Origin of the sequence: Pseudoalteromonas peptidolytica (assembly GCF_012641745.1) — a bacterium.
Lineage (GTDB): Bacteria > Pseudomonadota > Gammaproteobacteria > Enterobacterales > Alteromonadaceae > Pseudoalteromonas > Pseudoalteromonas peptidolytica.
On sequence record NZ_WEHZ01000005.1, the window covers coordinates 154929 to 176634 of the forward strand.

General features: G+C 46.3%; 29 protein-coding genes. All 29 read right to left on the bottom strand.

Annotated features, from left to right (window positions below; all coding sequences use genetic code 11):
* Positions 1-5: 5 nt before the first annotated feature.
* A complete protein-coding gene (locus F9Y84_RS05050) occupies positions 6-263 on the bottom strand; it encodes a phage tail assembly protein (RefSeq protein WP_125253366.1) in 258 nt (85 codons plus the stop codon).
* A gap of 3 nt (positions 264-266) precedes the next feature.
* The gene (locus tag F9Y84_RS05055; RefSeq protein ID WP_010378397.1) at positions 267-776 is read right to left on the bottom strand and encodes a phage major tail tube protein; all 510 of its coding nucleotides are present in this window, start codon (positions 774-776) and stop codon (positions 267-269) included.
* Positions 776-1939 carry a phage tail sheath subtilisin-like domain-containing protein gene (locus F9Y84_RS05060; RefSeq protein WP_128732082.1) on the bottom strand — a complete coding sequence of 388 codons (1164 nt, stop codon included), beginning with the start codon at positions 1937-1939 and terminating at the stop codon, positions 776-778. Before F9Y84_RS05060 ends, F9Y84_RS05055 begins: the two co-directional genes overlap by 1 nt.
* A 135-nt stretch (positions 1940-2074) precedes the next feature.
* The gene (locus F9Y84_RS05065) at positions 2075-2410 is read right to left on the bottom strand and encodes a GPW/gp25 family protein (protein WP_125253368.1); all 336 of its coding nucleotides are present in this window, start codon (positions 2408-2410) and stop codon (positions 2075-2077) included.
* 6 nt (positions 2411-2416) lie between these two features.
* On the bottom strand, positions 2417-2719 hold the full coding sequence (locus F9Y84_RS05070) for a PAAR domain-containing protein (protein ID WP_147389595.1): 303 nt from the start codon (positions 2717-2719) through the stop codon (positions 2417-2419).
* A gap of 6 nt (positions 2720-2725) precedes the next feature.
* Positions 2726-3463, bottom strand: coding sequence for a phage baseplate assembly protein V (locus F9Y84_RS05075; protein WP_147389596.1), 738 nt, complete (start codon positions 3461-3463; stop codon positions 2726-2728).
* On the bottom strand, positions 3460-4035 hold the full coding sequence (locus F9Y84_RS05080) for a hypothetical protein (protein ID WP_147389597.1): 576 nt from the start codon (positions 4033-4035) through the stop codon (positions 3460-3462). Before F9Y84_RS05080 ends, F9Y84_RS05075 begins: the two co-directional genes overlap by 4 nt.
* A 72-nt stretch (positions 4036-4107) precedes the next feature.
* On the bottom strand, positions 4108-4392 hold the full coding sequence (locus tag F9Y84_RS05085) for a hypothetical protein (RefSeq protein ID WP_147389598.1): 285 nt from the start codon (positions 4390-4392) through the stop codon (positions 4108-4110).
* Positions 4393-4415: 23 nt separating this feature from the next.
* Positions 4416-5180 carry a hypothetical protein gene (locus F9Y84_RS05090; protein ID WP_147389599.1) on the bottom strand — a complete coding sequence of 255 codons (765 nt, stop codon included), beginning with the start codon at positions 5178-5180 and terminating at the stop codon, positions 4416-4418.
* 9 nt (positions 5181-5189) lie between these two features.
* The gene (locus F9Y84_RS05095) at positions 5190-5942 is read right to left on the bottom strand and encodes a phage tail-collar fiber domain-containing protein (protein ID WP_147389600.1); all 753 of its coding nucleotides are present in this window, start codon (positions 5940-5942) and stop codon (positions 5190-5192) included.
* Positions 5942-7048 carry a phage tail protein I gene (locus F9Y84_RS05100; RefSeq protein ID WP_147389601.1) on the bottom strand — a complete coding sequence of 369 codons (1107 nt, stop codon included), beginning with the start codon at positions 7046-7048 and terminating at the stop codon, positions 5942-5944. Before F9Y84_RS05100 ends, F9Y84_RS05095 begins: the two co-directional genes overlap by 1 nt.
* A 1-nt stretch (position 7049) precedes the next feature.
* A complete protein-coding gene (locus F9Y84_RS05105; protein WP_147389602.1) occupies positions 7050-7925 on the bottom strand; it encodes a baseplate assembly protein in 876 nt (291 codons plus the stop codon).
* A 180-nt stretch (positions 7926-8105) separates the two neighbouring features.
* Entirely contained in the window at positions 8106-8612 is a 507-nt protein-coding gene (locus F9Y84_RS05110; protein WP_147389603.1) for a hypothetical protein, read from the bottom strand.
* A gap of 310 nt (positions 8613-8922) precedes the next feature.
* Positions 8923-9363, bottom strand: coding sequence for a hyaluronate lyase N-terminal domain-containing protein (locus F9Y84_RS05115; RefSeq protein WP_128732093.1), 441 nt, complete (start codon positions 9361-9363; stop codon positions 8923-8925).
* Positions 9363-10028 (bottom strand): hyaluronate lyase N-terminal domain-containing protein, encoded by a 666-nt coding sequence (locus F9Y84_RS05120; protein WP_125253380.1) that lies wholly within the window; start codon positions 10026-10028, stop codon positions 9363-9365. The genes F9Y84_RS05115 and F9Y84_RS05120 overlap by 1 nt, the downstream gene beginning before the upstream one ends.
* Entirely contained in the window at positions 10028-10573 is a 546-nt protein-coding gene (locus tag F9Y84_RS05125; protein ID WP_167508249.1) for a phage tail protein, read from the bottom strand. Before F9Y84_RS05125 ends, F9Y84_RS05120 begins: the two co-directional genes overlap by 1 nt.
* Complete coding sequence (locus F9Y84_RS05130) at positions 10524-11204, bottom strand: phage tail protein I (RefSeq protein ID WP_147389605.1); 681 nt, start codon at positions 11202-11204, stop codon at positions 10524-10526. Before F9Y84_RS05130 ends, F9Y84_RS05125 begins: the two co-directional genes overlap by 50 nt.
* Positions 11201-12106, bottom strand: coding sequence for a baseplate assembly protein (locus tag F9Y84_RS05135; protein WP_147389606.1), 906 nt, complete (start codon positions 12104-12106; stop codon positions 11201-11203). The genes F9Y84_RS05130 and F9Y84_RS05135 overlap by 4 nt, the downstream gene beginning before the upstream one ends.
* Before the next feature lie 159 nt (positions 12107-12265).
* Entirely contained in the window at positions 12266-12685 is a 420-nt protein-coding gene (locus tag F9Y84_RS05140) for a hypothetical protein (RefSeq protein WP_147389607.1), read from the bottom strand.
* 9 nt (positions 12686-12694) lie between these two features.
* On the bottom strand, positions 12695-14191 hold the full coding sequence (locus tag F9Y84_RS05145; RefSeq protein WP_147389608.1) for a hypothetical protein: 1497 nt from the start codon (positions 14189-14191) through the stop codon (positions 12695-12697).
* 19 nt (positions 14192-14210) lie between these two features.
* Positions 14211-14432: a hypothetical protein gene (locus tag F9Y84_RS05150; protein ID WP_125253386.1), complete on the bottom strand. Its 222-nt coding sequence runs from the start codon at positions 14430-14432 to the stop codon at positions 14211-14213.
* An 8-nt stretch (positions 14433-14440) separates the two neighbouring features.
* Positions 14441-15637, bottom strand: a complete 1197-nt coding sequence (locus F9Y84_RS05155; protein ID WP_147389609.1) for a hypothetical protein — start codon at positions 15635-15637, stop codon at positions 14441-14443.
* Positions 15634-17598, bottom strand: coding sequence for a DUF4815 domain-containing protein (locus tag F9Y84_RS05160; RefSeq protein ID WP_147389610.1), 1965 nt, complete (start codon positions 17596-17598; stop codon positions 15634-15636). Before F9Y84_RS05160 ends, F9Y84_RS05155 begins: the two co-directional genes overlap by 4 nt.
* Positions 17599-17608: 10 nt before the next feature.
* A complete protein-coding gene (locus F9Y84_RS05165; protein ID WP_128732103.1) occupies positions 17609-18091 on the bottom strand; it encodes a hypothetical protein in 483 nt (160 codons plus the stop codon).
* Between the two features lie 26 nt (positions 18092-18117).
* On the bottom strand, positions 18118-19023 hold the full coding sequence (locus F9Y84_RS05170) for a phage tail protein (RefSeq protein ID WP_147389611.1): 906 nt from the start codon (positions 19021-19023) through the stop codon (positions 18118-18120).
* A 1-nt stretch (position 19024) separates the two neighbouring features.
* Complete coding sequence (locus F9Y84_RS05175; protein ID WP_147389612.1) at positions 19025-19867, bottom strand: baseplate assembly protein; 843 nt, start codon at positions 19865-19867, stop codon at positions 19025-19027.
* Positions 19868-19875: 8 nt separating this feature from the next.
* Positions 19876-20244 (bottom strand): hypothetical protein, encoded by a 369-nt coding sequence (locus F9Y84_RS05180; protein ID WP_147389613.1) that lies wholly within the window; start codon positions 20242-20244, stop codon positions 19876-19878.
* Between the two features lie 2 nt (positions 20245-20246).
* Positions 20247-21005 (bottom strand): hypothetical protein, encoded by a 759-nt coding sequence (locus F9Y84_RS05185; RefSeq protein WP_147389614.1) that lies wholly within the window; start codon positions 21003-21005, stop codon positions 20247-20249.
* A gap of 1 nt (position 21006) precedes the next feature.
* On the bottom strand, positions 21007-21543 hold the full coding sequence (locus F9Y84_RS05190; RefSeq protein ID WP_147389615.1) for a phage tail-collar fiber domain-containing protein: 537 nt from the start codon (positions 21541-21543) through the stop codon (positions 21007-21009).
* Positions 21544-21706 lie beyond the last annotated feature (163 nt).

Below are 21706 nucleotides of genomic sequence, written 5' to 3' on the forward strand. Positions count from 1 at the left end.
CGCTTTTAAGCGCTTTGGCGGGACACGAGAAAAGCTTGTAGCGTTTCTCGCAACTTAACAAAATCACTCCAATCAAGCTCTTCGATAATGTCAGGAGAAACTTCGCACAAGTGCGAGAAATAACGAATTTCGCTTTCAGACTCGCTAATATCCGCTTTATCCACCATTAACCGATCGCGTACTTTTGGTCGTCTCATTGTCAATTCTGCATATTCATGCCCATCGACCGTAATTGGGAATGCTAAGGTAATGATTTCTTTCATGGATTAAGCTCCGATTGCTGCGCGAAGTGCTGCCATTTGATCCTTACCGTTAACGGTACGAACGTCGTTGTATAGGTCAATTTCATAAATCACATCTTGACCGATTTGTAGTTTGTACTTCTGAATTGCATATTGCAGAGTTAGCTTGGCTTCTTCGCCATCTTTCCAGCTGCCCATATCCACTTCTTTGAAGAAGCCTTCAAGCGTTACCACTACAGGAACAGGCGCTTCGCCTTGTGCTTGGATTGCGCCACGAGCAGTCAGAGGTGTTGTTGCACCACTCCAATCGCCAAGTAGCTTCATCATGTCTGCGTTATATTCAAGTAGCGTAATAGTACCTTCTAGCTTTTCAAGTTGGCCTACATCTAACTCAACTGGCGCTTGGAAACCTGATGTCACTTCACGAGTTTTTACCGTGACTTTTGGTAGCTGAATTTCATCAGCGATACCTAGATAGCCTTTACCGTCTACAAACAGCTTGAACTTTTTAAGAATTTTTGGAGAGATTGCCATTATACGATTTCCTCTAGGTAGTTGTTAGTTAAAATGCTCTTGAAGGTGATGTGCTCAGCCGGTGTTGGCGGCGTGAAATCAAAGCTAAAATACACTTTACCCGCTTGAATATTGGCCGGTGTGTTTAGCTCTTCGTCAGCCCAAATTTGACCGCCCAAAATTGCACCTTGTGCTTTTAGGCTATCCAGATACGACTGCACACTTTGGGTAACATCTTCGATGTAAGTTTTGGTGATATTGCGGTCAACCGCCCACATGTGCGCACGCAGTAGTGAGTCGTTGATCATATCTGCGGTACGTACCACTGACAGGAATGCCCATTTCGGGTCGTCAGAACAAGTACGGTTACCCCAAAGCTTAAAGCCGTTTTGACGAATAATGGTCGATACTTCTTTTTCGTTTAGCATATTCGCACGTGCGTTGGCATCGCCCAGCTGGAAGTCGATAGGACGTGCAGTTGCCACAATACCGTTCATATTGGTGTTACTTGGGCTCCACCAAAAACCTCGGTCGTTATCCGATTTGGCAATCATGCCCGCTACACGAGCACTGGCTGGTTCAACTTCTGTTTTACCATCGCGGAATACTTTGACATGAGGGTCAACAACATAAACACGTCGCGAACCAAAATCTGCACGATATGCTTTTGCATCTTCATCATTGGTGTTTGGGCCATCTGCGATAATCACCGCACGAAGGCGCTCAGCCACATTTACAAGCTCTGTAACAACCGGGTTGCGATTACCTTCAGGGCGCTGATGTGCATAACCTGGCGCTACAAGAATACGTGGTGTTACGCCAAGTACTGACTCCGCACCTAAGAAAGCTTGCACACCCTCATAAGAACCGTCTGCTGCCACACCGCCAACCATGTTTGACATGATTGCCGCTTCATCAGCACCATCAACACGCACTACAACCACGACTGCACCAGCTTGGTCAAAAATACCGTCCATTGCCGCAGGTAGTGTTCCTTCGTTACCAAGCGGCGCTGCTTCAGCACGTTTGCCAGCAACCAACACTGGAGTATTAAGCGGAAACTTATCAGGATCTGCACTTGGCGCTGTACCAATTACACCAATTACTGAGCTTTTTACTGTTTTGATTGGACGCGTGCCGGATTGCGCCTCAATGACTTCTACACCGTGTAGAAATTTTGACATAGTTATCTCCTTTAAAGACATGTCAGTTAGAGAATAAAAAAGGCCATACAAGCTGCCTTGTATGGCCCTAATAACTTCATATAAATTAGAGTTTGTTGACCTTATCCCTAACGGATAAGGTGGATAAAAAATAACTTAGATTTGGATACCCTCAATGGTGACAGGCTCCCCGTTGATTAAGTACAGTCCTTTAATTTCGATGGACAGTTTGCCCTCTCCTGCTGGATGTACCGCAACACCATCAAGTTGAAAACGTGGCTCCCACTTTTCAAGTGCTTCGGCTATGGTCATGGTAATGTCTCCGACCAAAGTGTGCGAAAAAGGTCTATCGACAAGTTCGTACAAACCGCAGCCGTAGTCGCGTCGCATCACGCGACTACCAAGCGGTGTGGTGACGATATCCCTGATACTTTGTTTTAGATGCTCAACGCCACCGAGTGCTTTACCAGTTTTGGCGTTCATTCCTATCATGTTGAGTTACCCTCCTACGGTAAATGACGCCACACCAGCCGTTGCAAGCTTGCCGCCACAACTGGTGGCATCGCCTATTCTGGCGACGGCTTTACCCGCAATAGTAAAGCTGCCAGCACCAGCGCTGATGGTCGCACCTGCATGTTTTACTTGTGGGTCTGGTGCAAAAACATGGGTGCTAATTGGGTCGCCAACACGTAATATCGGTTTGCCCGCTGCGGTAAAACTCGACTGCGTCGCACTGGCCGTCCCCGGTACAAATTGCGCGTGAACATTCGTGATGTCGCCATCCACTGCGATGACTGGCATAACTCCTTACTCCTGCGCACTAATATTGGCGCCGTTAAGTTTTAACGTGGCGCTGGCTGCAACCTCAATATTGCCCGAGGTTGAACGCATGCTAATGGTGCTTCCCTCAAGCGATAGCGCATTGGCTGCGGCCACATTAATATTGTTGTCTGCATTTACTACCGCGTTATTACCAATATTGGCGGTTAAGTTATTTGCAACTTGTATATTGGCGTCGTTTCCAACAATAACAGTGGCATCTTTGCCACATTCAATATGTACATTGCGTGCTGAGTGCACCTTAATTTGCGCCACATCATTGCCGCTAGTGTTGGGCACGTATAAGTGATAAATATGCTGCTCACGATCATATTCCACCATCGCACCATCTTTATATTTAGTACGACTAACCGCTTCTTTATCCGCTATTGCCCCATACGCTTCCCCGCCATCCAGTACATGCTTTTGGTGATGATGAGGCGCAGCATTGGAATATAAACTACCAAGGATCACCCCCTGTGCAGTATCTCCGTATGGTGCTAGCACCACCACTTGCTCCCCAACCTCTGGCGCTTGCCATGTCATGTCTTGAGCAGCCTGTGCTGTTAACCAAGGTAGCTTAGCGGTGATCCAATCACCCATTTTGACTTTTGCAGTCGCCGTTTCATAATCGACCTCATGTACCGTACCTAAGCTAATTAATTTGTTGACTCGTTGCTGTAGATCAGACATCGCTAGGTCAGAAAAGTGTTGATTTACAATCATGTTGCCACCTCAGTTGCTGGTACTTTGGCGATCAAACGATGTTCACCACCGCGAGGGCCAAGGTAAACCTCTGTGATTTCGACTCCCGGCTCTTCAGGATAGTGAACTTGATAATAAAATTGCCAAACCAACGTCGCCTTGGCGAGCATAGAACTGACTTGGTCACTGTAATCAATACTGACGTTTTCAAAAATACAATGTTGCCAAGGGGTGGGCGTTTCGTCCTTTATAATTGCAGCTTCAGCAGCACTGACCACATTATCTAATCGCGTGACAAGGGCGATAGGATCAGCCTCTTCTAGCGCCAGTTCGAGCTGCAAGGTCAACACCCTTCTGTCGAGTGCATTTGGGCTCAGGTTTTTATTGGACGCAGGCCCATAGGTGACGCCTTTATCGGCGCCTTTTGCTTGCAATTCACTGGCTTGTCGTTCAGCGATTGGGATAAGGGTAAGCTGTGCACGCTCTGTTAAGTCAGGCTGCTGGCTTGCTTTTAGTAAATTTACTGTTGCAAGCTCAGACAAGCCATCACTCAGACACGTCAACACCTTAGCTATCAAGGTTTGTCGATGCATAGTTGTGCTCTCAAATTATAAATTGGCTAGATGAACAGCCGAAGATGGACGAAACGCCCGAAGGGATTGAAATTAAGCAGCAGGCAGAGGGTATCGTGCCTTAATTTCTGCGACTTTATCTATCCAAGCTTGCTTTGACTCAGGTGTTTGATCGTATTGCCATTCCATATACAAAGGGTCGGATTCCTGCAAATAAGATAACTTCCTATATTGCAACGCTTCTTCCCTTTCGTAAATAAAGTCTAATTGATCCATTGGTAATTCAACTGAGTTTTCAGCCAAGTAACTCTCAATCTGTGATAGTGATAAATTACCACCAATCGTCGCTATCAACCTTCCTTCATGCATCACTTTCATAATTAACTCCTTAATTAAAAACCTTATACTCGTGAAAGCTCTGGGAATATACCCCAACCAGCTTGCTCAAGGTTGACAAAACCTGAAACAGTCCCAAAGAGACAAATCAAAATTTCTCCCTCTTGGGAATGCAGATCTAGTTTCGTGTGGGGTGCGTAAAAACGACTCGCCTGACTATTTGCCGCTTGCTGGTGCGCTAGTAGTTGCCAATTATTTGGAAACGCCTTAACCTCAGACATTGCCCCTTCAACCTCACCGTTAAGCACTTTGATATAACATGCCGAAGTTAGTGCTCCTTGCTGAAAGTTACTACTCCAATTATTATCAATTCTAGCAGGGTGGGTGTTACTATTTCGCTTCCATTTAACACGTAGAATATTGAAAAAGCCATTTACGTAACCACTAAACACGCTACTTCTAAAGTCTGATACCGCTCCCGCCCCTGTCAAATCCACATCATTTTCTGGACGAGCGTGAATAACCCCTTCTTTAGTGACTTCAAACGACTCCATTCCTATCGTATTAAACCCCTGTATGCTCGATGTTCCGCTTGGCTCCATTTTTTGGTTTCGACTTAGCAATATATGTGACTGCTCGCCCCTCGCATTTGACAAATAGCTAGTTACAGTTTCTTCAGCTAAGTCGATTGCTTCAGTCGTCGCTTGGCTGTTTGTAGCCAATTCAGCTTGAATAATCCCAACCTGATCTTCAACAGTTTGGCACAGTGCATTGGCACGTGTGGCAACCTGACTCAGGCGCTCCGTCATGGTTAAATTGTCATTTGACATAGTGTTTCCTTATTGATGCTCAAGAGTGGTTAATCTGATTTCTTGATTGGTTTGGCGGTTCATCGTATCTAGTTGCACCCGAGTTACATTGGCGAGCTCACCGTTAAAGACACCATAAATAGCTTCAACCCTATCGTCTAGTCGCGTCATGTGTGTTGTATCTAAACGTGTAATTTCACTGGTAAGCAATTGTTGCAGCTCACTTAGGGCGGTTTCCTGTTGTTGCAAACGAAACTCCTGCTTAATTTGCCGGTGCATGGTATCGAGCTGGGTGAGCGTCATCTCAGCCAGCTCTTTGTCGACGATAAGGTTTAAGTTATCGACACTCAATTTAACTTCGATACTTTCACTGGGTAACTGAGCAAGGCTGAGTGTCAGCCACTGCAACACTTTTACGTCAGGTGTACGATAGCCTAGGGTGGTGTTGGCTTTTGAATAAACCCCAAGCAAAATAAGCTCCGGCTCACCACTTGCATCCACTTCACCGCTATCTAAATACACACCGATTTCTCTAATGGCATATTCCAGTGGGGCGTCAAACTTGCCTGCAACTTTAAGGCTTGTGCTTTCACCATCTTGATAATCGCTGTCGGCAATCGCAACGCGCTCTTTTAGGCTGCGCAGCTCGGTTTGATTTTGCGATGGCGTGTACGCCGCATCACCAAATGCCATGTGACTAATTTGCCCTTTAAAACCACGCGCCTGGGCACTTAAGAGCGCATCCAGTCCAGCGTGGGTAAATTGAAGCGTTAGTGCTGACATTATGTCGCTCCTTGTAATTGATAATGTTGATAATGAAGTCGTTGCATAGCACTGCCCAGCGCGACTCCTTGCGCCATTTGATCAGGCTTTATTCCTTTTCCCTGGCAATCATGTTCATGCGCATTCAAATGTAAAGCGCCAGCCGCAACCGCTACTCTTGCCTTGCTTTCATCAGGTAAAATACCACCACCAGCAACCTGTAAAGCTTGATAGCCATACTGATTAAAGTGACCACATGCCGCCAATCCCGCTACACCTTGAGCGGGCTTAACTCCCAAGCCCAATACCTTGGTACTGCTCAGTCCCAGTGGCGTATTACCAAGTGCGGAAATTCCTATTTGCTCTCTAAGCGAAATACCCAGCTGTAAATCAACATGGATAGCGCCGCGCTTGACTGCATTTACCACACGGCGAATGCGTTTAAGCATTTGGGGGGTCAACAGTCCCTGTTGTCGGTCGTCCAAATTTTGATTAATGAGTGCCCAGATCTGTACCGTTCCCGGTGTACGGTGGGTTTCCCACCACTCTTTGATTTCAGTTTCAATGTTTAAACTGTCTAGCGCCTTTTGCAGCGCAAACGGTGTGCCTTTATACTGATGTACTGTAAATGCGTCAGCCACCACTTGGCGTTTCACCTGCAAAGGCCAGCTTTCATCCCACTCATCCACAGAGTAGTTCCACGCCACAAATGGCAATAAAGGCTCAGGGCAAAGTGCGGGTTGCCAAAGACTCGTCAACAGCAGTCGTGTATCGTTCAATACACAAGCATCACGCAATTGAGTTCGTGCTTCATCATCCTTTAGGGAGAGCCCAATTAATCCAATACTTGTGGCTAGGCGCTCAAGTGCATCTCTTGGGAAAAACACTTGAGAATAAATAATTGGCAGCAGCTTATCGCTTGATAAGCGTTTAAGTGCGCTGCGTACATCAAGGTAACTGACCTCCGTCAACGAGAGGTAACGCGCAATTTCAACGAGTTCATCATCGCTGCGCTGCTCAAGTGTTAAGGCCGCTAATAACCTCGCTCGAATAGTTCGAGGCTTGGCTTGCAGCGCAGCTAACCACTGCTCAAGCTCCGACGCATTATGAGGTAAAAGCTTAGTCATCCTACCCCCTCACCTTTACCCGCAAATCCATTTGATCACAATACGCCACCTCAATATCTAGAGGTATAATGTCTTCACTTGGCGACTCCAACCTGATGTTCTCGACACCGGACAAAAACAAAGCGTTGCTAATGCCCGCTCGCGTGATCTGCCGACCAAGCCGTCGCCTTTCTGTTAAGTAAGCGTCGAGCGCGGCTGAGGCACTGTCCACAATCACCTCAGGCGACGGGCCAGGTAAAATTTCAAGTTCCGCTGTAATGTTAAATGTCAATATCTGTGGCTGCTTGATAGTGACTCTATCGCCAAGCGGCCTCACTTTAGAGACTTGAGGCTGAGTTGATAATTCAGGAGTAAAGGCGTCGTGTAATTTACTTAGCAGCTCCGCGCTTAGTGTACCTTTTCCAATGCGACTCAAGGCGGTTAGCTCTATTTCACATGGCCTCGGACTATGAACTTGCACATCGCAAATCTCATTACTCACCGACAAAGCATGAAAGCAATAAGAGGCCGCACTCCCTGCGGTATTGAGTCCATCAAACGCTAATTGCGTTCTCGCTCTTAAACACTCATCATCCTCATTCCCAAGTCTTGCAACATTAAACCTTGCAGCGATTGCATCTAAATCACTCCCTGACGCACTGGCAAGTAAATTGGCATTCACCGCGTCGTTTAGCATGCTCTGCTGCTCTAGCTCACGATACGCCATAAGTTCAAGCAATTTAGTGAGTGGTTCACTCTCAAGTGCAAGCACAGGGTGTAATGCCTCATCTTGCGCGACTAACGCTTGCTTTAACGCTGTTAAGCGCTGCTCAAAGTCTAATTCCTTGATTACTTTTGGGACAGGCAACTGCGATAAGTCCAATTGCTCAAATGCCATGGTCAACTCCTTTTATAAAAAAACCCACCGCAATAACTTGCTTGTGGGCCTTGGAGGTTGGAAGCTTATTTGCTTGTTAACTTTCTCAAGCATAGGTGTATCTTACTGATTTTTAGGAAGTAAAACAGGTCAATTATGACCGCTTTAGAAAATACGCAGCTTTTAGAAAATACGCAGCTTTTAGAGCACTGAGAAACGATACTCTTCTAGTTCAAACACCGGCTTTGGCAAATCAGCGTTAATCAACGCTTGATCCACTATCCAAATACCGTTTGTTTCAAATCTAAGCGGTATGGAAAAATGACCATCTTTTACTTGTGCAGGCATTAACTGAATGCGGCCAGTATCGATACGCTTAAATGGTACTTTAAATTTACAGTCGCCTATTGCCAATTGCCCTGTGGCTATTACATCGTTTGATTGTTGTGGAACGGTAAATTCGTTAGTGTTGTTTTCATAACCACTCAATGTATTTGTAACGCTCTCTATATTAATAGGCGTCAAATCTAACGGTTGTTCATCATCATTTGCAACACGTTCGAACTCAGATGTTTCCGCGTTATAAAAAGAACCTATTTCTACATCTTGATTTTTATCACATAAAATATACTCATCAATAGACATCAGCGAATCTAAATCGTAAATACCTATCACAATACCTTTATGATCAATATGTGCATATCTCATCCTTCTATGATCTCCCAGTGTATTTCTAAGTTTTGGTACGATACTGTAGCGCGATCGCCACCGATTATCGCTATTTTGTTTCGTATATTTAGTTGTGTCTCACTCTCTAGTGTCACTGATACCGTACCTGCTTCGCCTCTTATAATCTGCAAATAATATGCATGGGTAGAACCAGCGTTAGCAGTCCATGGGATTGATGTAATATTCACATGTGATTTACTAATATCCACAGGAGGGATTTGTATAACACCCGGTTCTCCTGCATATTTACCGCGTATAACTCGTTTAGATGAACTACTACCCCAATCAGTTAACGCCATATCTGCCATCCTCCATCAATAAAAATAAATGTTCTTTCAATCCCTGATATTGTCATGTGATATTCAGTATCTGCATTTCCTTCATCGTCTGAAATCGTTTTAGACACAGGTGCCAACACCCGAGCCGGTAACTCTTGAGTCGCCCCGGCATGGGGGCTTAACATGACGCTTAAGGTTGTACCATTTTGTGCTTCATCCGGTAATTGCAGTGTAGTTACCGCTTGAAATAAATGACGAGCACCACAAGCGGCAACACTTGGAGCGGCTACCTCAATAAACTTAGACATCAACACTGGTACGCCGCCCAGTGTTTCGCCATCACCGACATAAAGCTGCTTTGTATCTGTTGAAAACCCCGGTTCGCCGTTACCAAGTACAGTCTGTAATCGTGTTGCTTCTGGGCCTCTTCTAAATTGGATCCGTCGCCCCATTAAAATACCCCCCCGTCAATATCACCGCCTTCAACCGCAAGGCCTAATGAATTAACCCAGTCTCGCACCCACGCGGTGGTAGCAATATTGGTGCTATTATCTGAGCGTGCTCGTGTGGGGGATTTTGGCGTACCGGTGAACATCGGCGAGGTAAACAGCTGCGATTTCGATAAATTATCAACTTGGTTTAGGCCAACATCTGCTTTGTTAACCGTTACAGCGCCTGTTTTACCATTTACAGATAATACATTATCTGTTGGTGTGCGTAGCAGCACCCAGTTTGCCAAGACATTTGCAGGCGTCGACTTGAGAATATAAGACTTGTTCTCATCAGTGCGAATTGCCAAGTCGCCGGGCTGCGCATGCAGCGCCAACATAGCAGATTGGCTAGCGACCTCAAATGGCTCACCGATAGCAAGGCTCGGAAGCACATTTTCAGGAATTTTACCGGCACTGTCTAGCAACAGAACATGGTTGGCACCACTGCCTGCATCACGATGAATAGCACTGCCAAGAGTGGTAAAAATATCTACGCCGCCTGGGGTGGTGCCATCACCAATAAATAATTTTTTGCTGTCGGTCAACCATATTGGTTCACCATTACTCGGCGTAACATTGGTGCGGTTTGCTGCAGGCCCGCGCCTAAATTGAATTTTGTTCGACATTAAATACTGCCTCCGTCTAACGAGGGAACATTAGGGTATGAATCGGAAAACGCGCCACCATCAAGCGATAGCAAGCCTACAAATTTATTAATTTCACTATTTACATAGTTTTGTGTGGCATACACCATAGAGGGATCAACTTTTAAATTCACCATCTCTGACTGCACCACATCAATTACCGCTTTTATGCCAAGCTCGGCACTGGCATTATCTTCAATATTTGGCTTATACGTTTCAGGGTATTTAACAATGGCAAATGCCTGGTCGTCTTCGGTGTAAAAAGCCGCTTCACGAACATAGAACCCCCCCTCTGTAGCAGGCACAATACCGATAACCTCAAGCATCGCGGGATTGTTATCTAACGTTTTGGAGCTATTGATCAGTCCTCTAAATCGCTCACTCGTGAGATGTTCTGAATCAGGTAAAATATTGCCATCGCCCACAGCAAATTTGACTAAGTTGATTTTAACGCCTGTGCCAATGGCATTGGCTATTTTAGCGCGACCCGCTGGTGTCAGCATGGTCCAGTATTGTGGTTGGGGCATAACTACTCCGAGGGTTAATATGGGTATAACTGCAAGACTGACTGGCTGCGACAAGACGTACTTGGGCATCGCTTACAATTTCGCTGGCATAATAAGGGTACACCGTGACAGAAGAACCAAATAGCGTGGCTGACGCTAGCTGAATCTTTGCTGTGGATAATAAACTGAGCGATAAATCAAACTGAATACTATGGCGCTTATTCGCGGAAATAGTTTGAAATATCTGCTGATATAACGACTCATCAAGCCCTCTATCAGATACCGCAACATCTATCGCGATAGTTCCTACTGGGCCTTTCGGTACTTGTTCAAACCATTCTGTGATACGGGTGTCATAGCCAAAAGGCGCTAATGCGTTAATAATGGCAAAACGCGTCCCAAGGTGTTTATGTTGCTCATAGCTTTGCGCAATGATCTGGCGTTTTATAGGCTCTGGCCACTGTTCATTCCACTGCGTAACACTTTGACTCCACGCCAACCAAGGTAGTAATGCAATTGGACAAGTATCTGGTTGCCATAATGCCTCGAGGCAGCTTGCCGCGTCATTCAGTACTTCAAAAATTGGGGATTGAGCGGCTTGTATGTGCTCAAGTAGCTCAGCACCGCGGTGCAAAAGTTGACTCTCACTCACACGTCACCTTCAAATATCACACCTGCGATGTCATTTTCACACCAAGGGATCTCATGACCTTCTACTGTGACATTCTCACTCGGTGCAGCGAGTACAACATCTTCCACACCACTACTATATAAAGTGGCAAACAGTGCTGATCGTTTTATCGCTTTGCCCATTACACCCGTTTGTGCAAAAAAATCTCTCAACTTGGCCAGCACTTGTGCCTTAACTTGTGCTTTGCCGGGTCCTGGGGCTAATTGCACTTGAGCGTGAAGAGTATAGGGCTTCACTGTCACTGGTTTAATTTCAACTCTGTCACCTATTGGCCGCACTTTTTGTAATGCAAGCACATCAGATACGGTATCAACTGTATCCGCTTTCAGTCCAAACGTTGCTTTAAGCTTGTTTAGCAATCCATCTGAAGGTAAGCCATTAGGCGATTCATAGCTTAAAATTGTCAGCACAACATGACAAGGTGAAGGACTCGCAACATGCACATCTTTAACACGACTATCAGCAGAGAGTGCATGATAGCGATAACTTTCTGCGGTTCCTGCGGTATTTAAACTATGAAAAGACTGTTGAATACGACTTCTAAATCTATCATCCGGCTCTTGTGGCAAACGACTTACCCCATACCGTACAGCGATATGATCAAGGTCCGTGCTCGTCGCTGTTGCCAATAAATTACCTTTAACCGCATCGTTGATCCGCCCTTGCAATAACATGCTGTGATAGGCAAAAGTATTGAGCAATTGTGTAAGTGGCTCCGACTCAAGTTTGAGTACCGCGCTAATATCCGGGTTTTGCTCACTGAGCGTACTTTTAAGCTGCTCCACCAGATGTTCATATTCTAGATTGTCTAGCAACTGTGGCAGAGGAAGCGCAGATAAATCAATCAACTTAGATGATGCCATAACGTCCTCCTGTGAAATATAAAAATAAAAAAACCCACAGCAAACACTTGCTTGTGGGCCTTGGAGATTGGAAACCTGTGCTTGTTAACTTTCTCAAGCATAGGTGTATCTTACTGATTTTTAGTGAGTAAAACAGGTCAATCCTGACCTGATTAGTATTTAAAACTCAATCACATACGCTAGTAATTCAGCTTTAGTGGTCAAACGCTGTACCTCAGCCTCTAGCTCATCGCTTTTTACTCGCAGTGCTTCTCGCTGCGCCAAAATGGATTTTAAATTGTCGCGTTGCTGAGTCGCCTCTGCGTCATTACCACTTAGCGTCGCTTGAAGCTCACGCTCCTTAGCCCGCTCCACTCGCCATTGCTGCCCTTGCAATTGTTGATAGGCAAGCAGCTTAACTCGTGCAATTACTTGTTGCTTTAACTGCGCTACCCCGTCGTCGTTATCCGTCTGTGCCTTAACCTTATCCATAAAGTCAGCTACCGAGTCTGTATCCCATGGCTTACCTGTTTCTGGGTGCACTTGCCAAAAGTTACCGTTAATACACATGCCCTGTTGTTCATCATAATACGTTTTCATTTTCACTCCTTAAATTGCACGGCATGTTCTGGCGAAACCATACACGGGGTTATTCGCTGAGTTATAAGCTAATACTTCATCTATAATCCCAATCTGCGAATATGGGTTCATCACTTGTATTGCCGTGGCTACAATACCACCATAGCGCCCTTGCCTGTCCGTCGTAACCCGATAGTGATAAGTGCCTAGTACCTCACCATTTACAGATTCAAGCGCTACCACTACCTCTCCCTCTGAGTTAACCGTCCCGTTAGCATCAGGGTGTCTGGCAGGATCACCATGACTGGTAAAATGATAGTTTATCGGTGCTAGTTTCTGCTCTGCTGTAAACACATAGTGGGCGCTATAGCTATTGCCAGCTATTTTAGTTTCACCTGCAAATATGCCGAAAAATCCATAATAATCTAGCGCATAGCTCGAAATACTGTGCTCATTGACTTCATACTTAATTCTACCTTTTGGCTGCGCCAATGTATTGGCGATAAAAGCCAATGTGGTAAAGTCACCGCTGTCGACATAAGCCTGGTATTCATTACTATTCGCTATGGAAATATTGGTTACATGATTGCCATCACGGTATTTTTCTACCACCAAGTTTGTGCCAGCATCAATGACGACTAAACAATGTTTTTGGTTGTTATACAACACAGCCACGTCGTGGTGTTGATGGCTTGTACGGGTAGCGATGCCAAATTGGTCTACCGCGTTTAAGTCTTGTTTAGGTAACGTCCTTGATGTGAACCCCTGCTCAGATACAAAAATCCCACCATACTCGGTTACGTTAGTCGATTGAGATTTTTGTGTACTAAACACCACTTGATACTCGATATCATTCGGCTGGTCTTTTAATCCTAAAGGCACCAGTGCGCTCGCGCCATATTGATACACTTTTGTTGTTGGGTTTTGCTCAAATGCGTTGTTATATACAAAACTGGTTTTGATTCTGTTAACGCCACTGCCAGTTTCTGTTACCTCAACATGCTCTAATCGACAGGCGTCATTAGCACTATTCGCCGTGTAACTTGGTCGCGTTAGATACGACTTACCACTGCTATCGTATATTGCTAACACGGCTGTGGCGCGGCGGTTATTGGTTGACGTACTCGGCGTATCTATTAATTTGTTTGCAAACAACGTTTTTGGCGCTGCGGCATTGGCTTGGTTAACCGCGGTGCTAATTTGTTGTGTCAGCGGCGCTATTTGATCCAATAAAGCGAGCTTTGCTGCCCTTGTTACCAACTCCGCAGTTGCACCGCCTAGCTCTGCTTTTGCGGTGTCGATATTGTGCAGTGCTGAGGTTGCCACTTGCTGTAAAAGTTGAGTTGACTCATCTAAATGCTCCTGTGCAACCGCAACGACGGCTTGCTCTAGTTTGGCGTTATCGGTAAGGCGGGTTATTGCATTGCTGACTAAGGTTTGCTCTTCTGCGCTTAGGGGGGTTGTGCCATTCATATCTGCGACAAGTTTGTCGACCATTACTTGAACGGCTTGTTGAATTGTTGCCATGATTTCCTCTTAAAGTCCTTTAAATTGGTAGTACAGATTCACCCAATACTTGATTAAGTCGAAGCCTGTTAAAGCGTTTATTGATGTCGTGTTGCGCTTGTGCACTGGCAAGTTGTTGTTGGTGAATATCACCGTCAATCGCATGCAGGGCGTTAATCAAACGCTGGACATCTTGCTCAAGTAAGTTTTCTGGGTGAGGGAGTGGATAGTGCTGATAAGGCGTAAATTGATTAATGTCCAATGCGCCTCCTACAAGGTAAATGCACGTAAATTACGCACCCTTGGGCGCTGTGAAGGTGTGCCTTTTAAAACCAGTTTGACTCTTGTTGTGGCAGTATCAACACCACTAAAGCGATACGTAAACTGCTGCCAGCCGTCGGTTAATACACTGCTACTATCAAGCTCAAGCGCTAACCACTGCGCTTCTTTTTGCAGTAGTACCTGCACTTCAGAGTGGCTTTGAATATTGGCTTCAAATGTCACCATTACATCGCCACCGAGTCGGCACGGTAATTCACGAGAGATATAGTCACCAGCGTCAGCAACCTGCCCATGTACACATTGGGTTCCTGCAAATAGCAGCGGGGTTAGCGTTTGCGTACCAGTCAGTAAAGCACTGACTTTCACTTTGCCAGTGATAGTCTCGCCCAGTGAGCTCGGTTGCCACTCTTGTACATTGAGCACTTTTTCTTTATTACCAGATGGATAGGTAAGCTCAAAAGCAACTTGAGTTTCAGCACTTGGGCGCTGCACGACTGCAAGCATCATTAAATCGGTTACTTGTTCAACGTCCACAGAGCCTAACTCCACACGTAGGCTTGGCGCAGTAAACTTAGCGGCTTTTAACCTAAAGGTGAGATCTTTATCTTGGTGTGGCGTCCACGTACTTGCGTTACTTGAAGACAACAGCACTCCAACCTGATAAGGTTGTGACGTAACCCAGTTATGCCCTTGGTCAAGCTTGCCCAGCTCAGCAATCGCCACACTATGCTCAGCACCATCGGTGAGCACAACCAAAGCATATTCTTGATCTGCATTTAAAAAGGTTGGCGTAAAAGTAAAAGGCGTTGGCTGATCATTTAGCTTTATCTCATCGCTACTTACCTTGCTACTGGCCAGCACAGTTTGGGTAGGAATACCTTGTACCACTTCACGAATTTGTACTTCAACGGCTTCTGGCCCTTTGGCGGTAAACCACAGTTCAACCCCCGCAATAAAGCGTGACTGCTCCAAAATAAAGGTTTGTGCAAGTGGGTCAAAGCGCTGAGTAATAATGTTATTGACGCGGCGTAGCGTTTCGACTTCTATGATGCCGCTACCGGTATAGCTGGCGCTGCCTGCGGAGCCTTGCTTGCCAATAAAACGCACCAACTTAGTACCTGCGGGCACGTTATTTGGTACTTTAAATCGACCAGTTAACTCACCGCGCGTATTTGCTTGGATCATGCTTGTACCTCTGAAATAATTTCAATCCCATCAAACAGTAAAGAGTCAAGTTGCTCACCAGAGTCAAACCCTGAGATAGCAAAATCAACCCAACGAGAACGCAAAAACTCAGCTTGTTGACGTCTCACTCCCACTCGCTCGGTTGTGGTATGTTCAACAACACGGCGTACGCGCCCCCCACCTTGAGTTAAGCGGCGTGTAATAGGGCTTGTCCATTGCGTTTGAGTTTGTGTCCAGTGATCAACACTGGGGGTTAAGGTGACGTCCGCTGGAATAGGCTCAAATGCCATATAAGGGTTGATTTTCATCTCCCCGGTACGGCTTTCTTGTACCAACACATCTTCAAGTTCAAATGGTAACGACAGGGTCTGTGTTTGCGCCAGCTGGGTGACATCAGCGCTCATCGGTAACATCAATTCACCATCCACTATAGAGCCACTTTGGCTTAGCCCCACATCACGCATGTCATCATCTAAAAACGGATCAACAAACACCCCATATTTGCTGGCTGGTGTTTGTGCCGTGGTGTCGTTACGAAGCCGCTCAATAGCCAATAACTGATACAAATCGGATATTTGCTGCTGCATCAGTGCCAAATCGGTCATTTGTACGGCTTCAATTGCAATATTTTGAATTTGCGGTGGTGCACTACCCCAGTGCTGATGCACTTGTGCAAGACCTAAATGCTGATGAGGCACCAAAGGCGCTTGCGGGTTAATTCTATCTGGTGCGCCTTTGATCCGCTCAACGCTACCACTTGGCGTTAACACCAATAAATCAATCCGTGGCATATACCAGTGGTAATCCACCACGATCAGGCCATTTTCCAGCACTTCTTCTGCATCATTTAAATGCTGTTCAAGCCAAAATCCAGTTTCATCTGCATTGACCTCCACCGCGCGGCGGTATGTGTAAATCACATCGTACGTTGTGCCTGAGGCAGGTTTATCTCCGCCGTCACGCCAGCTAATGTGATTACGGACGAAAATAAAGTCGATACCTTGGCGGTATTCCACACCGTTTTGCGAAATCGCCATAATCTCAATCACCGAGTCATCATCAAATGGGTCGGTGTTTTGTCCGGTCTGTGCATGTCCTCGGGTAAGTTCAGTGCGCTTTTTCACCTCAGCGGTCACTTGATCAATACGCTGAACCGGCGCAAAGTCCAGATCGATACGCATTTTCCCTTGGTCATTGGCAATAAACCGGCTCGGCTCATTGATCACCTCTCGCACATCGGGATCATTGGCCAGTGCAACTGGTAATGCGGTATTAAATGCGATTTCATAGCCATTAATATGGGCTTTACCTTCTTGCACATTAAAATGCTGGTGGGTTGCACTTGTCTGGCGATAACTGACATTTAAACCGCTAACTACATAACTGCCACCGTTCGACTCACGGTCGTAACGGGCAAGGGCACTGGTGATGGAGTCAAGCTGCGGTGGCGGTTGCTTAACAATGAGCGTGCCGTGATCTATCTGATAAACAGGGAAAAAGTCACTGTCAGGGTAGTCGAGGCTATCACTTAGTCCCCATACTCCCGATATTTTTAACCGTGCTGCACCGGCCTCATCAAAGTTGTGGGCGCCAATGGCAGGATCTCTAAGCGCGGGGTCGTGAAGCTCAGTAACAACAGACTTTGCCAGCCACACCCCGACAACTTCTAGTTTATCGAGCCTAATGGCAAGCTGCGCCGTTGGCACATCATGTACCGCACCTTGTAAATACACCGACGATGCCCCTATGGTCGCACGCTGCTGGGTGTTATCGACGACAACATCACCGCCTTTTACTACATCGCCATCTTTCATCAAGACATCAGCAATGCCTTTTACATGGTGCTGAGACTGTAGCTGTAAATCGTTTAACTCACGGCTTTGTAAGCCTTTGCTTGCCCGAAACAACAGCTGACTATATTGTTTGGCGGGATCAAATTGTTGGTAATAATCTTTTATCATTGCCTTCTTCTTAAAAACTGATCACAAACTCAAAGGTCTCGCGTACCCCTTGGTCGCGAAATAACGCCGTACGATGCTCTAATAAAATGAGCTCGCCGGGCTGCGCCACTTCGTCGGGTGCGAGGTAATACTTGCCTGCTGGCACGTTGGCTTTTGCTGTTGTGCCCAGCATTAAGCCCAGCTCGCGAATATGCTCACCTAAGCCATCTTCAAAGTCATAGGTAAACTGGCAATACAGATGCTGGCTGGGCGTGTCGGTCAAGCTGAACTTGCCGCTCGGCACTTGGATCTCCCCTTGCTCATCAGGTTCACAAAAGCGAATTTGCTTTGCCTTGCGATAACCAATAAGACTGGTGAGTTGAGTGGTATTGGTTGGGGTTGGCGACAGGGTGTCGTCCCAGCTTGGGTCGCCTTTACCCCATGCCAAATAAATAGCTTGCTGGCTCAAAAGCCGCGCAAGCGCCTTGCGGCCTTGTTGTGTTAAAGTGGCCAAGGAATACTCCTTATAATTTAATTGTTTTATCTTCGGTAAATAATAGAAACTTTAAAGCTTCCAGCCGCTTGGAGAATTGCATTTGTTGCTGAAGTCACTTGGCTATGTTTCAAGCTGACTTTACACGGCATTCCTCCAGCGACATCATGTACACCCCAGCGCTGTTGCCATTTACCCTGCCACGAGCGTGTTGACCACACTCGATGCGATGATAAAAGCCGCACTCTTGCGGTGCTTACAGGCAGGCGTGACGGGTCTTTGTCGCTAAGCTTATATGCACTCAAACGCTTGGCGCTAAAGTAGTGGTTGCGCTGGCTATGGGTGCGGCTCAACTGTGTTGCAGCCTTGATCTGCCCGGGTGCGACACCGTGCTGATGACGCCGACCAAAACTGGCTTTGCACAAGACCTGCTCACCATCATAAAATGCCACTCCAGAGACATCCGACAACAGTTGGCCAAATGCGCCCGTGGATAATCGCAGCTCTCGCACATCATAATCATGATAGACACGCGAGAGCTTGGCTCTGACGGGCGCAGATAACCCAAGCAACTGATGAATATCTTTAAAGGCTTTGTCACCGGGAATTTTTCCAGCGCTGAGTTGATAGCGATAAAAGTGACGACCGGGAGGCCTGAGCTCTAACTCAGCATCTTCAAAATTAAGCCAGTTCAGCGCCATGTCTAGGCTTTTAGGAGTGCCACGCAGGCGCTGCCATACCAAACCTTGCTTGAGGGTTTCTCGTAGGTCTTGGGAGTATGGCAAAATAGCTTCTAAGCCATATTCCCATACGAGCCACATTAACAAATTAATGTGTGGCTCTGCCTTAAACCCAGAAAGAGATGAAATACCCGGGTCAATGTCGTCGCTCACCGTCACACTTTGCTGTAAATGTTGCTGTAGCTCGGTGTGATTAGGGGGTAATAAGGTCATATTACCCCCGCTTTAGCACAAGCGAGATTGCACTTGGGATCACGTATTGGTGTGCGGCCACATCAATTAACTGTGTGGGTGTTAATAGCTCGATATGTCGCACCCCTGTGCCATGAAGCTGAGCATGTAGCCAGCTTGGTGTTAAGTCCCAACCAAGCGTAGTAGCTTGCAGCCATTTTTCTTGTAGCGTGTGCTTTAACTTATCGACAATCAGCTCCGAAGCATGGGTGTTTAGGTATAGCTCTGCGTTCACCTCAACCAACACCGGCTCTGCCAAGTTGACCTCTAAGGTATCGGTTAACATTTTTACTGAGTCATCAAACAGGCGGTTTTTAACTTGCGCTAACACCTGCTCGGCGTCAGCGTCCAACTTTGCCAGTACCGTGACAACCACCAGCCCATCCCCTGGGCTTTGTACCGATACGTCCTTGATTAACCCCGGTGCTGCTTCGATGGCTTGATGACGATAATGTGCTGCGCTGCCTGCGGTACTTGACGCGATGGTGCTATTACGAATACGCATTCTAAGTGTTTCGTCTTGCTCATTAGGCAACCGCGATACCCCATAAAATGCCCCAAGATGCTCAAGATCTGCCCCTTTGCTGGTGGCCAGTAAATTTGCCGCTGCGGCCTCATTAACACGCTGTCTTAGCAATAACTCACGATAGCTTTCCACTTGCAAACATATCGCCAGCGGCGAGCTTTCTAGTGTTAACGCATCGCTATACTCAGGTGCAAGCTCAATAAAGCGCTGTTTACGCGCTTGAAATAGGCTTTCAAAGTCAAGTGGTTCGAGGATGTTAGGCGCAGGCAAAGTCGTAAGATCAATAGTTTGATTTGCCATAAAAAGCCTTATTCTGAAGAAGTGAGTATGGTGGTTACGCCCGTCGCGCGCGCTGCTATCTCTTGATACACACGCTCAATGTTTTTACCTTGATAGGGAAATTGAATTTCACGGTTTAGTACTTTATTCGCCAATGTGCCTAGACGCGTTTGACCTTGTGATGCCACCGCGCGCATCTCTGCCAATGTGGTTGCTTTACTCAAGCCATCAATCAATGTAATAAGCTCAACCAATAAAAGGTGGCTGGTGTCTGATGTAGTACCAACAATCGAGTCTGCGTCTGCGACTTCTCTGGCAATTTGCCCCCGTTTTACTTGCTTGTCTAAGTAGGCGAGCGTCGCTAAATGGTCTTGTTGTGAAGGAATTTGCTCTTGCATCATTACACCTTAATTCTTGGATAGTTAATTACACGGTCTACGGCAAATGTTGCATTACCGCCAAATTCAACGATGTTTTGTGGTGGATTTGAAGTATTAGCAGCATGAAAGGTATGGTTAACAAACCTGACAAACAATCGAGAATATGGGTGGTGGTGCTCAAGTTTTAACACCGGAATAGTGCCCGTTGATGAACCATTCCACCAGCCACCAAAGCGTGTTAAATCAAGCGTTGACGCATTCAGTTGCTCATTAATTTGCGCACTTGTTGCCGATGAGTTTGCAAACACAAACTGCAAATAAGTAATGCTCCAGTCACGTTCATATTGTGGTGTTTCACTGTGCCCCGGCGCGTATGAGTACCCATGAGCGAGATGAATTTTAGTAAGTGCACCGACGGTTGGATAAATATGGTAACCACTGCTCGTCGTTGGCACTAACATCCACTCAGAGCGCGATTCATCTTCTGGATCCGGTGTTATTTCTAGTGAAGCCTTTGAATGAGCGATTTGATCGTAATAACTGATGTTTATATCCGAATGGCTATCTGCAAAATTAAGGATCGCTTGATCGGTTTTGGACTCTACGCGAGCAATCGCTTCATTAACATCTTGCTGCGCGTCACTCAGCGCATGGTTAATCTCCCCCATTTTACCCACCACGGTTTGGGTAAGGGCATTATTTGAATCTATTAGTTTGCCGTTTTCGGCTTGCAGTGCGCCGATGCGCTGCTCTAATGTCATTGGCTGATAGTCGGCCATTTTACACTCCTAGCTGTAGTAATCTGTCGTTAAATTGAATTTGCCTATGGTTGGCTTGAATATGTGCATTAATTTGCTGGGTTTGTGCCATGAGCATGTCGAGAAATTCTGCTGCATAAAAAAGCCTTAAGTCGCCGGTCGTGTTAATCGTGACTGCCTCTGCTGGCACGGCGCTGAGCAGTAAGTCAAACCCTTGAATAATTTGTGCGATAGGTGTTTGATAAAATAGTACGTTTTGAGGGTGAGACCACACTGCGAACAAGGTGCCATCGGCAAGGTAAAACCCGACCTCTCGCACCGCATACTCTTCATCGTCCTGAAAATGACCGGTAAGATGAAATTGACCATCTCCCACAACCTGCCCACCAGCAATCACAACGCGGTTTTTTTCTTGTTGCAACTGAGTTTGGCTGCGTGAAGGTGCATAGCCAGCCGTCCCCACCGCAATGGCACTTATATCAATGGTAAAGCCATTGGCCTTGGCATTAACGGCCGCATTTAATCCCGCCTGTGTGATAAGCGGCGTAAAGTGTTCCATAAATCATTCCTTAAAGATTAGGGTTTACTTATCTCTCAAATTTGCTTTTGTTCATCTGAGCAAGCTTGGTTTATTGTTGCTCAACTTTTACTTAGATCACTTGGCGGCAGGTCGAGCGCCGCGACCAAAACACACTCAGGAAAACAAAACGCAAGCAGCAAAG